The sequence below is a fragment of the Megasphaera hominis genome, from assembly GCF_014269395.1.
GTDB lineage: Bacteria > Bacillota > Negativicutes > Veillonellales > Megasphaeraceae > Megasphaera > Megasphaera hominis.
In genome coordinates, this window is sequence record NZ_JACOGK010000031.1 from 21,892 (window position 1) to 34,343 (window position 12,452).

The 12,452-nt window shown below is 56.5% G+C and carries 9 protein-coding genes; all 9 read left to right on the plus strand.

Features of this window, described 5'->3' with window-relative positions; genetic code table 11:
* Positions 1-45: 45 nt before the first annotated feature.
* The 9 genes from malQ (at position 46) to H8J70_RS10010 (ending at position 12,269) form a co-directional block, all read left to right on the plus strand.
* The gene (gene malQ, locus H8J70_RS09970) at positions 46-3,441 is read left to right on the plus strand and encodes a 4-alpha-glucanotransferase (RefSeq protein WP_186504058.1); all 3,396 of its coding nucleotides are present in this window, start codon (positions 46-48) and stop codon (positions 3,439-3,441) included.
* A gap of 71 nt (positions 3,442-3,512) precedes the next feature.
* The gene (locus H8J70_RS09975) at positions 3,513-3,671 is read left to right on the plus strand and encodes a hypothetical protein (protein ID WP_186504074.1); all 159 of its coding nucleotides are present in this window, start codon (positions 3,513-3,515) and stop codon (positions 3,669-3,671) included.
* Between the two features lie 45 nt (positions 3,672-3,716).
* Positions 3,717-4,301, plus strand: coding sequence for a TetR/AcrR family transcriptional regulator (locus H8J70_RS09980; RefSeq protein ID WP_186504059.1), 585 nt, complete (start codon positions 3,717-3,719; stop codon positions 4,299-4,301).
* Positions 4,298-5,260: an epoxyqueuosine reductase gene (locus tag H8J70_RS09985; protein ID WP_186504060.1), complete on the plus strand. Its 963-nt coding sequence runs from the start codon at positions 4,298-4,300 to the stop codon at positions 5,258-5,260. The genes H8J70_RS09980 and H8J70_RS09985 overlap by 4 nt, the downstream gene beginning before the upstream one ends.
* A gap of 187 nt (positions 5,261-5,447) precedes the next feature.
* Complete coding sequence (locus H8J70_RS09990) at positions 5,448-7,154, plus strand: ATP-dependent nuclease (protein ID WP_186504061.1); 1,707 nt, start codon at positions 5,448-5,450, stop codon at positions 7,152-7,154.
* Positions 7,155-7,368: 214 nt separating this feature from the next.
* A complete protein-coding gene (locus H8J70_RS09995; protein WP_186504062.1) occupies positions 7,369-9,837 on the plus strand; it encodes a DNA topoisomerase 3 in 2,469 nt (822 codons plus the stop codon).
* 221 nt (positions 9,838-10,058) lie between these two features.
* A complete protein-coding gene (locus H8J70_RS10000; protein WP_186504064.1) occupies positions 10,059-10,517 on the plus strand; it encodes a hypothetical protein in 459 nt (152 codons plus the stop codon).
* A 55-nt stretch (positions 10,518-10,572) separates the two neighbouring features.
* Positions 10,573-10,998, plus strand: coding sequence for a hypothetical protein (locus H8J70_RS10005; RefSeq protein ID WP_186504066.1), 426 nt, complete (start codon positions 10,573-10,575; stop codon positions 10,996-10,998).
* 131 nt (positions 10,999-11,129) lie between these two features.
* Positions 11,130-12,269 carry a PrpF domain-containing protein gene (locus H8J70_RS10010; protein WP_186504068.1) on the plus strand — a complete coding sequence of 380 codons (1,140 nt, stop codon included), beginning with the start codon at positions 11,130-11,132 and terminating at the stop codon, positions 12,267-12,269.
* The last annotated feature ends 183 nt before the right edge of the window (positions 12,270-12,452 follow it).

The window sequence follows — 12,452 nt, forward strand, 5'->3', positions numbered from 1 at the left end:
TCCGGCATCGTCTGCGGCAGGGGTCTTTGAAAACGAGGAATACTTATGGAATTACGTTTATATCACGATTCACACAGCAGCCGCTGGCGTTCCCGCTTTGGCGCCATTCCTACAGGCACACGCCTGACCCTGCGCCTCGGCATCGGCGGCCGGCCGGCTACGGAGTGCACTGCTAAGGTGCGCCTGTGGAAGAGCAACGACGGCGAAACGCTCCTGCCTATGGAAGCAAAGGACGGCTATTTCACCGTCACCTGGACCGTACCGGAAACAGGCTGCCTGCTCTGGTACTATTTCATCGTCACCACGGACGAAAAGGTCCGTTACTACGGCAATAACCAGGATCATCTGGGTGGCGTCGGCGCCGAATACGACACGGTGCCGCCAGCCTATCAGATTACTGTATATGATAAAAACTCCCACACGCCGGACTGGTTCAAGCACGCCATTGTCTACCAGATCTTTCCGGACCGCTTTTGCCGCGGTCACAAGCACGGCGAAAACCTGCGCGGGAAAAGCGGTGCCGTCATCCACAGCGATTGGAACGACGTGCCTTATTATTGCAAAAATACGGAAACCGGTGACGTCGTACAGTACGATTTCTTCGGCGGCGACCTTGAAGGGATCCGCCAGAAACTCGATTACCTGGCCGACCTGGGCGTTACGGCACTGTACCTGAATCCGGTCTTTGAAAGCTGCAGCAACCATCGCTACGGCACAGCCGATTACCATAAAATTGATCCCTTCCTGGGCACGAACGACGAATTCTCGGCCCTCTGCGAGGCTGCCAAAAAGCGGGGCATCCGCATTATCCTCGACGGCGTCTTCAGCCATACCGGTGCGGACAGCATCTATTTCAACCGCTTTGGCCATTACCCGTCGCTCGGTGCCTACCAGTCCAAAGAATCGCCGTACTATTCGTGGTACCGCTTTACGGACTATCCTGACGAATACGAAGCCTGGTGGGGCGTCAAGGACCTGCCCGACGTAGACGAAACGAACCCGTCGTACATGAACTTTATCATCAACGGCGAAAACAGCGTCCTGCGCCACTGGCTCCGCGCCGGTATTAGCGGCTGGCGCCTGGACGTCATTGACGAACTGCCCGTGCCCTTCCTGCGCAATTTCTACAAAACGCTGAAGGAAGAAAATCCCGACGCCGTCCTCATCGGTGAAGTCTGGGAAGACGCATCCAATAAGATCAGCTATAGCGAACAGCGGGAATACCTGTGCGGTCACGACATTGACAGCGCCATGAACTACGTCCTGCGGGCCATGGTCGTCGATTTCGTCTTAGGCCGTAAAGACGGCACGCGCCTGGGCCAGGAAATTTGGCAGCTCATGGAAAATTACCCCATGGAAAACGCCTATGCCATGCTCAATCTCATTAGCAGTCATGATATCGAACGGATTCTCACCGTCATGAGCGGCGAAAAGGGCATGGTTCGCGGTGAATCCATTGCCAAAGGCCGGGTGAAGCTCCTTTCGGCCTGGCAGTTTACCATGCCTGGCGCACCGTGTATTTATTACGGCGACGAAGCCGGCCAAGTGGGCGGCAAAGATCCGGACAACCGGCGTACGTACCCGTGGGGCCACGAAGACAAGAGCCTCCTGCGCTGGACGAAGCGCCTGACCGCCTTGCGGCGCCACAATGACGCCTTGCAGACGGGCCGTTTTATTCCCCTCTACAGCAAGGGCGACCTCTATGTGTACTGCCGCGTCATCGAAGGCGGCCGTGATGTCTTCGGCAAGCCTGCCAAAGACGGTCTCTTCGTCATTGCCCTCAACCGCAGCACGACGGCCTTGCACACGATCAGCTTCTTTACCAATGGTCTCCTGTACGGCGACCTGACGAACGCCCTCATTCCTAATATGGAACCGATACACACGCAAAACAGCCGTTTGGAACTGACCCTGCCGCCCTTAGGCGTCGCCATTTTACAGGCGAAAGAAAGCGGTCCCAAACGGGCAGGCATTCTCCTGCACCCGACATCCCTGCCGGGCAACGGACCAGGGAACGGCGTCCTCGGCGACTATGCCTACCGCTTCGTCGATTTTCTCAAGGCAGCAGGCCAGACGCTCTGGCAAATCCTGCCTCTTACGCCGCCCCTCTTAGGCGACTCGCCGTACTTGTCGCGGTCGGCCTTTGCCGGCAACGAAAAGCTCATTTCCCTCGATTTCCTCAACCGGGCCGGCTGGCTCTCGGACGAACGCTACAGCCAGTATCAGGCAGAAGCCGCCCAGGCCAAGACCTGGGACGACGAATGGAAATGCCGCAGCGCCGCCTTGTGGGATATGTCCCACGACAAAAACATGACCATTCCTTGGGCACCCTTTAACCAGTTCTGCCACGATAATGCATACTGGCTCGACGACTACGCCCTCTTCTGTGCCGTCAGTGATTTCTACGGCGGCCGCGATTGGAGCCAGTGGCCAGACGATATCCGCATGCGCCGGAAAGAGGCTATAGAATACTACCAAAAGACCTTGTCCGGTACTATTTCTCACGTCAAGTTCCTCCAGTACATCGTCTATCGCCAGTGGCAGGATGTACGGGCCTACGCCCACCGCAACGGCGTCTCTATCCTCGGCGATATTCCCATGTTCGTCGCGCACAACAGCGCCGACTGCTGGGCCCATCAGGAGCTCTTTGCCCTGGATGAAAAGGGACAGCCGACGAGCGTTGCCGGCGTGCCACCGGATTATTTCAGTGCCGACGGCCAGCTCTGGGGCAATCCCCTGTATGATTACGACCGCATGGCAAAGGATCACTACGACTGGTGGGTACAGCGCTTCCGTTATACCTTCCGCCTCGTCGACGAAGTCCGCCTCGATCACTTCCGCGGCCTGGAAGCCTTTTGGTCCGTTCCTGCTACCGCCAAGACGGCCCGTGCAGGAAAGTGGGTCAAAGCACCCGGTGCGGAAATCCTCAAAGAAGTACGGCACCGTTTGGGCAACGTGCGCATCGTCGCCGAAGACTTGGGCATCATTACCGATGAAGTGTGCGACCTGCGCACGCATTTCCATCTGCCTGGTATGCGGGTTTTGCAATTCCACCTCATGGAAGGCGCTGACGGGCTCACATCCTTCGACACGGAACCCAATTGCCTGGCCTACACGGGTACGCACGACAACAACACGACCCGTGGCTGGTACGAAAACGACCTGGACGACGACCAGCGCCACCGCCTTTGCCGCATGCTGCACATGGACGACGACACGAGCGGCACGGAAATCACCGGTGCCCTCATTGAATACCTCTACAGCCGCCGGGCAGAAACGGTCATCGTGCCCCTTCAGGACGCCCTGGCCCTGCCGGCCGGGGACCGCATGAACATCCCCGGCACTGCCACCGGCAACTGGCGCTGGCAGCTCAAAGATGGCCAGCTCCGCCTGGACACGGCCCGCTGGCTTTCCCAGCTCTGCCGCATCTATAACCGCTAAAACTAAATATGTAATAGCTGTAACCGGCTGCGTACTAAGGATCTCCCTTTTGCGCAGCCTTTTTTTGCTGGATTGATTTCCGTGCCTGTAAAAGGCCTTTCCATACGGGCAGGGGCAGCACGGTCGCCGTTAGCAGCGATGGCAGTGCCGTCCTCGGCTTGGGCTATATCGGCCCTGAGGCAGGCATGCCCGTCACGAAAGGCAAAGTCCTTCTTTTGTTTTTCCCTTGACAAAAATAGACCGATTGGTTTATTTTAATTTAAGGAGGTACGCATATGAAAAAAGGAGAAGCAACAAAAGAACATCTCATCGCCTGTGCCGGCCGCCTCTTCTGGCGTAACGGCTACGCCGCTACTGGTTTGAGCGAAATCCTAAAGGAAGCGAAGCTGACCAAGGGTTCCTTTTATTTCTATTTCAAATCCAAGGAAGACCTGGCCGTTGCCGTCGTGGGCTACTATCACCGCGTCGTCTACGAATGGCTTGCCGGCTTTGCGGCAGACGCAGACTGGGAAACCTTCGTCACGCACTTTACCGGAGCCATGCTGGAAGGTGCTGGAAAAGGCGAGCATTACGGCTGTCCCATTGCCGTCGTCGGTATGGAACTGGCCTTTTCCCATAAGGCCATTGCCGGCGTATATATGGAAGCTATGGAGGAAATGCAGGGCCTCTTCGGGCAGGTCCTCATGTCCTCAGGCCTTCCATCGGACCAGGCAGACAGCCTGGCAGGCCGTCTCTTTGCCATTTACGAAGGGAACCTGCTGCTGTACCGCATGAGTACAGACGCTTCCTATATAGAGAAGCTGAAAGAACAGCTCTTGGCAACATACCGGGAATATCAGCAAAGGAAGGCTAGAATATGACTACCCTGACAGGCGCTGCCATCCACGCGGCAGCCTTAGAATACGGCTACGATAATTGTGGCGTCATTCCCGTGTCCGATCTGGACGGGTACGCCGCACGGCTCCGGGAACGGCAGGAAAAGATCCCCGCCAGCAAGGCCGTCTATGCAAACATGGAACGCTTTACAGAATTAAAAGAACGCTATCCCTGGGCTAAATCCGTCGTCATCTGCACGACCTGGCTGGGCAAGTACCGCTTCCCCCAGTCCTTCCAGGGAAAATACGCCAAGGCCTTTTTCCTCGCCGCTGACGCCGTCCCGGACAGCCCGCGGCATGAGCAAAAGCAGCAGTTTACAGTGTGGCTGCAGGCGCAAGGCCTGCGCATTGCAGGAGGAGAAGCGAACGCGCCGTCTCACATCCTGCCCCTGCGCTACGCCGCCGTCGCCGCCGGCCTGGGGATTTTCCGCAAGAATAATTTCTTCTACGGCGAAGAAGGTTCGTACTACGATCTCGAAGGCTATCTCATCGACGCTGACGTGACGTACCGCCAGCAGTGCAGCCTGCGTCCCTGTGCGGATACGTGCATGTGCTGCCAAAATGCCTGCAAGACCCACGCCCTGTGCGCGCCCTATATGATGAATCCCTTGTCATGCGTCTCCTTTTGGACCACCTTCGGCCAGGGCCAGGTACCGCCCCATTTAGAGGCTGGCCAGTTCGGCACGTGGATTTGCGGCTGCGATGCCTGCCAGGATGCCTGTCCCTGCAACCGCCGCCACGACTGGTCCCAAGGCGAAGCCATAGCGGAAGTAGAAGAGCTGACAGACCTCCTGGCGCCGGAAACACTCGTCCAGGCCCCGGATGACATCCTGCGGGAACAGGTCATTCCCCTTACAGTGGATCACCTGCGGCCTGGAGAAACGCAGACCCTGCGCACGTGTGCCGCCCGGGCGCTGGCCTACGAAAAATCGCATCAAGCGTAACCACCTGAGCGCTCCTGCAGGATAAGGCCAGGGAACGGAAAAAAGGAAATGCGCTGCCTATGTCGAATATGATATAATAGAACAATAACATCCGGCCCGGGGCTGTGTACTCCGGCCGGGAAACGGCAGCTATCAAAGCGCCTCACACGAAACGAGGCGGCACCCTGCTCCTAAAGGAGTGAACCTTATGTACATACACTATATTCGCATACAAAATTACCGCAACTTTAAGGACGTAGAAATGACCTTTCACGACAAGGCCAACTATCTCGTCGGTGAAAACGCCATCGGCAAGAGCGGTTTCTTACGCCTCTTAAAGCTCATGAGCGAAGGCAGCGGCATTACGGAAAACGACTACGCCGACCCGGACGTGCCCTTGATCGTCACCGTAGAGCTGGTCTTGCTCGATTCCCTGAACGAATACTTTTATGACCTGCCGGAAGAGCATCGTGAAAGCATCCGCGTGCGCATGGAAAAACGGGTAGAAGAAGTATATCCCCGCCTGTACGACGTCGATACGGAAGAAGAACTGCCTCTCGATGTGATCCGCCGCATCCGCTACATTTCCTACTCGGCCAGCATGGCTGAAGAAGGCGTAGCGCCGGCCCGGGTTTACAGGGCTCTCGAACGGATGCTGACCAAATGGGGGAGCAAGCAGCTCGACACGTTCTCACCGGAACTGAAGGCCTTCATCAACCACGAAGCGCGCTACGGCAGTCTCGATTCATCCTTTTACGTTGACATTTTCCTCTTGTCGTGTTTCCTCAGCCGTGAAGACCGTCCCCGGGCAGATAATATGAAATTCATATCCGTCGTTGCCCTGGAAATCATTACGCAGATTTACCTCATTTGCGAAAGCAAGGCCGTACCGCTGGAACACACGCTCATCGTCGACCAGGCCGGCCACCGCTGGCTGCCCCTCATTACATCCATTGACGAACCGGAAATCCACTTGCACCCATACATGCAGCGGTCGGTCCTGAACTACTACAAACGGCTCTTGAACAACGAAGATCCCCAGTTTGTAGAGCTCCTGAAAGGACTTTTCCACATCGACGGCCTGCGCGGCCAGATGTTCGTCGTTACCCATTCGACAGACTCCCTCGTCGACGATTACCGCAACATCGTCCGCTTCTACCGTGACGATTATGGCCAGGTCCGCGCCGCCTGCGGGGCCAAGTTCCATTTCAATGAAGAAATCGAAAAGCATCTGATCATGCACTTCCCGGAAGTCAAAGAAGCCCTCTATTCGCGGAGCGTCATCATCGTCGAAGGCGAAACGGAATACGGCTGCTTCAGCCTCTTCGGCACGACCCTGGGCCTGCCCTTTGACTACTACGGCATTTGCCTCATCAACGCCCGCGGCGAAAGCTCCATCTCGAAAATCCGCAAATTGCTCGAATTCTTCCGTATTCCTACGGTCGTCCTTTATGACGCCGACGTGAAAAACGGCAGGGAACGGGAACCGTACACGTACTTTACAGACGGCATTTGCTTTGAAATGGATTTGGCCAAGACTATGATCGACCACAACCATCGCCGTGATTTGGACCACATTATCGACGCCGTCAATGGCGAACACGCCCGGGCGTCGACAGATATGCTGAAACGGGCGTGCCGCAAGCTCGACGTCAACTATCACGACTACCCGCCGCGCCGCCTGTGGAATGTCAATCCCCGCAATCACAAGGCCCTCTACATCTATTATTTCGCCTGGCTCTATAGCAATAAAGGCGTCATCTTAGGCCGTCTTATAGGCCAGTCCTTGCCGGCGGAGCTCATTCCCCCGGCCTTTGTCAAGACCATCCGTGCTGCGGGCAATTTGGCCAAGGTTACAATCCAGCACGAAGCAGCCGAACAGATTTACCCGCACGACGACGTCGAACGGGAGTAAGACCCCGGAAGTACGGGCCCTTTCGTAGGCCCAGCCCTGCGCCAACGCGTGCAGGCAGTCATACTTCTTCAGCCTAGCCGAACCACAGTGGACGGGACAGAGGCCTTTTTTGCACACCTGCAAAGCCCCTGTGCCCGTCTCTTGTTTTTCCGGTCTCTTTGGTGTAGTATAGGCACTACCTGTTTTGCGATTATCACGTTAGGAGGAAAGACGCGTGTTACTATTTATTGCCGAAAAACCGAGCATGGCCCGTGAACTGGCCCAATGCCTGCCAGGCCCGCGCAAGCGCTGCCAGGGCTTCATTACCACTGGCGGCGGTACCGTTACCTGGGCCTATGGCCACGTCCTCCAACAGGCAGAACCGGAGGACTACGACCCGAAATATAAACGCTGGAATGCTGCCGATTTACCCATTATTCCTACGGATTGGAAACTCCTCATCAGCCCGAACAGCAAGGACCAGTTCCAGGTCATTGCAAAACTCATTGGCGAAGCCGACCGCATCGTCAACGCCGGCGACCCGGACCGGGAAGGGCAGCTCCTCATCGATGAAATCCTCGACTACGTAGGCAACAAAAAGCCTGTCGAACGGATTCTCCTCAACGCCTTGGACGAAAAGAGCATTCGCGAATCCCTGGCCGATCTCCGCGATAACCGGGACTTCCTGCACCTCAAGGAATCGGCCCTGGCCCGGAGCCGCGCCGACTGGCTCATTGGCATGAACGCCTCCCGCGCCTTTACCCTCGCCGCCAGACGGCAGGGACACCGGGGCGTACTCCCTGTAGGCCGCGTAAAGACGCCGACCTTGGCCCTCGTCGTGCGGCGCCAGCGCGAGCTCGATGCCTTTACACCGGTGACGTACTACGTTGTAAAAGCCGATTTTCTCCACGAAAAGGGCACCATTACGGCCCAGTGGCAGCCCAAGGATACGCAGGCCGGCCTGGACGCAGATAACCACGTTATCGACAAGGCCCAGGCGGAAGCCGTCTTAGCCCGACTGGCTGCCGCACCGGACGGCGTCATTGCCGGGCAGAAAAAGACGAAAAAGAAGGAACCGCCACCGCTGCCCCTATCCCTGTCGTCCCTCCAGGTCTTGGCAGGGAAACGCTACGGCTACAGTCCGCAGCAGGTCCTCGATACGGCCCAGCAGCTCTACGAACGAAAGCTCACGACGTATCCCCGTTCGGACTGCGAATATTTGCCCCTCAACCAGCGCAAGGACATTCCCGCAATTTTGGGCAACCTGGCGCAAATCCCGGCCGGCCACTTAGGCGAATGGGCCGGCCAGGCCGACGGCAAGCGCAAGAGCCGTGCCTGGAACGACAGCAAGATTACGGCCCACCACGCCATCATCCCCACGACTGTCGCCTGCAACTTCGCCCAGCTCACGTCTATGCAGCAGCACGTATATTACCTCATTGCCCGGTCCTACATCGCCCAGTTTTACCCTGATTACGAATACGACCAAATGCGTATCGACATTGCCGCTGCCGGTGAAGGCTTCGTCGCCCACGGCAGGACGATTACGCAAATGGGCTGGCGCGACCTCTACGGCGGCGACAAGAAACAGGACGACGAAGACGAAAGCAAGACCTTGCCCGTCGTGCGCAAGGGCGATCCGGCCCGGTATCAAGAAGGCCGCATAGAAGAGAAACAGACAAAGCCGCCGGCCCGCTTTACGGCATCGACCCTCCTGGCGGCCATGAAGGAAATTTATAAATACGTCAAGGACGATTCCCTGAAGAAGAAATTGAAGGAAGTACAAGGCATCGGCACAGAAGCGACGCGGGCGACGATCATTAACGAGCTCATTGCCCGCCATTTCCTCACGGAAGAAGGGAAGAAGAAGTACCTCAAGCCTACGGACCAGGCGTACATGCTCATCGATGCCTTGCCGGAAGCCCTCGTCTATCCTGATGAAACGGCTGTCTGGGAAGACCGGCTCTATAAAATGAGTGAAGGCAAGGACAGCCTCGACGCCTTCCTGCACGATCAGGTGGCGTTCCTGCAACTGATTATCGAAGCAGCCGGTGCGAGCCACATGGAAAGCGCCGACGCAGATGCGCCCAAGTGCCCGCAGTGCGGCAGTCCCATGGTGCGGCGGCACAGCCAGTACGGTGACTTCTACGGCTGCAGCCGCTATCCCCATTGCCGTACTGTCGTCCGTCTCGATGGTTCCAGCCCGGCCGCCAGCAGTAGTGCAGACGGGACGCAAAAGGCGGCGCCGCGCCGCAAGGCCCAGCCGGATCCGGATGCGCCCAAGTGCCCGCAGTGTGGCAGCCCTATGGTACGGCGCCATAGCCAGTATGGCGACTTCTACGGCTGCAGTAACTATCCTGCGTGCCGTGGCACCCTGCGCATAGACGCAGCCACTGCGGCAGGGGCAGGGACGACGGCCCAGGCAGCTGCCAAAGGAGCCGGCACGACCGCCAAAAAGACAGCCAAACCCCGTGCGGCCCGTGCGGGCAAGGGGACAGCTGCGAAAGCCGGCCAGGCTGCACCAGCACCGACTCTGGCGAGACCGGTAGCAGCCGATGGTGTCTATCCCTGTCCCCTGTGTAAGACCGGCCACTTCGAAGCCCACAGCGGCCCTAACGGTACCGTCTGGTCGTGCAGCACGCCGACGTGCAATACGAAATGTGCCGACGTAGACGGCGTGCCCAGTATATATGCCAAAAAGTGATAAACATAACCATGGAAGAAAAAGCAGTGTCTGTCCTTCGAGACAAACGCTGCTTTTTTGTATACACAACCATATTTTTCGAAAACTACCGGACGAACAGGAAAATATAAAGAAAAAAACAGAGAAAAAGTGCAATCCATTCTTAAAACAGATTGGATATTATAAGAAAAGCAGGTTATAATAATAGTGTTAGGAATCTTTTTCCGTTGCAGGAGGTAGACATGGCAGCGCTCAATGTGGACCACGTGGGAATGGCCCTGCGCTTTGGTATTATTTTTCTCATTTTGCTCCTTTGTACCAAACGACACAGCCAGTTGTCTCTAACGGGAAAGACGAGTATTCTCCGCTTTGTACTGCACGTGCTGGCAGCCCTGGCCTTGGCTCTTATCTGGCTCATCGTAGCCGACAATGAAACCTGGATTGTACTGACAAAGGGGCCGCAAGCTATGCCGGCTGCCGTGCTGTTTGCGGCACTGCGAAACCTGCTATATATTGCCGGGCAAACGCTGCTCCTGTCGGCGTGGCTGTCCGCTTTCTACCGCTTCTTCCGCCGCATGTATGCTGCAGTCCTCTTGGTACTGCCGTGGGTAGGCATACAGGTGACCGGCTGGGATACTCCGTGCCCGCGCTGTTCGTCCTTACGGGGACGACAATGGCAGCGCTCGTCCTGCTTCTCATAGCAACGTACAGAAAAGGATAGTTTCGTTTTGTCTGTTATGGCGAGGGGGGGCGCCTATGCGAGTGAGCAAAAAGAAAAAAATTATTACCTTTATGTCCTGCGTCTGTCTTATTGTCGTAGCCCATATCCTGTTGGGATTTTTCCCCAGCGTCCAGCAGCGGGAAGAAAACCTGCGCGCTGCCTACAACGCGATCGAACAGCCGGCCGGGGCCCAGCTGATACAGGAATACGAAGCGCGCAAGGTAGAACGCATCTGGTTTAGCGCCATCTATACGTATCCGCTGGATGAACCGGCTGTCGTAGCCTATTTTGACAAGCAGCTGCAGGCTGCAGGCTGGGAAAAAACAGGTATGGAAGAGTACAAGGACTCGGCACAAAAGTGTTACATGTACAAGAAAAAAGACATGCTTCTGGACCTGACGTATCTCGAAAACTATCACCAGTGGAGTTTTTTCATCCAATACGATACGGACGAGAGTTAGGGAAGATGCAGAGAAAAAACACGACGACCCAGGCCGCCGTGTTTTTTGTCGCCGTCATTCGTGCTATAATGCGGATGTAGTACATGACTACAGCAGAAATAACGTGATACTCATAGAAAAGAGGCTTTTCCATGCGAAAGTTTAATGTTGTATATATGCGTGGCGGCACGAGCAAGGGCTGCCTGTTTCATCGTAACGATTTACCTGCTGACCCGAAAGAATGGGACAGCATTTTCCTTCAGGTCATGGGCAATCCCGACCCGAAGCAGATCGACGGCCTCGGCGGGACCGTGTCGTCCAACAATAAGATTGTCGTCGTCTGGAAAAGCGACGTACGGGACGTAGATATTGAATACCTCGTCGGCCAGGTCATCGTCGGCAAAAACCAGGTCGACTACAAGGCCAACTGCGGCAACATGACCTCGGCTGTAGCGCCCTTTGCCGTAGAAGAAGGGCTGGTGCCCGTCGTCGAACCTGTCACTACCGTACGCATGCTAAACCGCAATACGGATAAGTACATCAACGTCACTGTCCCTATTGATGCGGCGACGCACACCTTCGCCCAAGACGGGGACTGCCACATTGCCGGAATCGACGGCACAGCGGCGGAGCTCCAGGTCCACTTCCTGCAGCCTGGCGGTGCCAAAACGGGGCAACTCTTGCCCACAGGCCAGGCCTTGGATGTCCTGACTATTGATGGCCGGGAAATAGAAGCGACGCTTCTCGATGTGTCCAATCCCTTCGTCCTCGTCCGGGCCAGTGATGTCGGCCTTACCGGTACGGAACTGCCGGCAGCCGTCGACGCCAAGGAAAAAGCCGCTGCGCTCTTGGAAAAAATCCGCGCCACGGCGGCCGTGAAGCTGGGCTTCGCCAAGGACCTGGCCGACGCCAGTGCCAATTCGCCGGGCATCCCAAAAGTCGGCGTTTTTTCAGCTCCGGCTGCGTATACGGATATAGCCGGCCAGCCCGTCGCCGCCAGCGACATGGACCTTTGCGTCCGCGTCATCTCCGTCTTCAAGTGCCATAAAGCCAGCCCCCTCACAGCAGCGACAGCCCTGGCCGTAGCAGCCCGCCTGCCCGGTGGCATCGTAGAAAAGACCTTAGGCCCCTTGCCAAAGGACACGACCGCCGTCCGCATCGGCCACCCCAGCGGCGTCATGACCCTCTATCCGCACTTCAAAGAAACAAACGGCACACTGGATGTAACCAGCGTCGCCGTCCAGCGCACAGCCCGGCGCATTATGGAAGGCGTCGTCTATATAAGGAACTGACATCATTTTTTGCCCTTGTGCATTCACTTGCATGAGGGCTTTTTTGGTATAAGAAAGCAAAAATGGAGGTGCGGACAAAAAGTTGGACCTGACATGATCACTAAATGTCAGGAGGTTTAAAATGTATTCTTATGAAAAACGAATGAAAGCAGTCCTGTTGCATCGAGACGCAGGTATGGGACT

Excerpts from the sequence above, each read along its gene's own strand:
- H8J70_RS10005 (WP_186504066.1), top strand. The coding sequence starts at position 10,573 with ATGCGAGTGAGCAAAAAGAAAAAAATTATTACCTTTATGTCCTGCGTC.
- H8J70_RS09985 (WP_186504060.1), top strand. The coding sequence starts at position 4,298 with ATGACTACCCTGACAGGCGCTGCCATCCACGCGGCAGCCTTAGAATAC.
- H8J70_RS09990 (WP_186504061.1), top strand. The coding sequence starts at position 5,448 with ATGTACATACACTATATTCGCATACAAAATTACCGCAACTTTAAGGAC.
- H8J70_RS09980 (WP_186504059.1), top strand. The coding sequence starts at position 3,717 with ATGAAAAAAGGAGAAGCAACAAAAGAACATCTCATCGCCTGTGCCGGC.
- H8J70_RS10010 (WP_186504068.1), top strand. The coding sequence starts at position 11,130 with ATGCGAAAGTTTAATGTTGTATATATGCGTGGCGGCACGAGCAAGGGC.
- H8J70_RS10000 (WP_186504064.1), top strand. The coding sequence starts at position 10,059 with ATGGCAGCGCTCAATGTGGACCACGTGGGAATGGCCCTGCGCTTTGGT.
- malQ (WP_186504058.1), top strand. The coding sequence starts at position 46 with ATGGAATTACGTTTATATCACGATTCACACAGCAGCCGCTGGCGTTCC.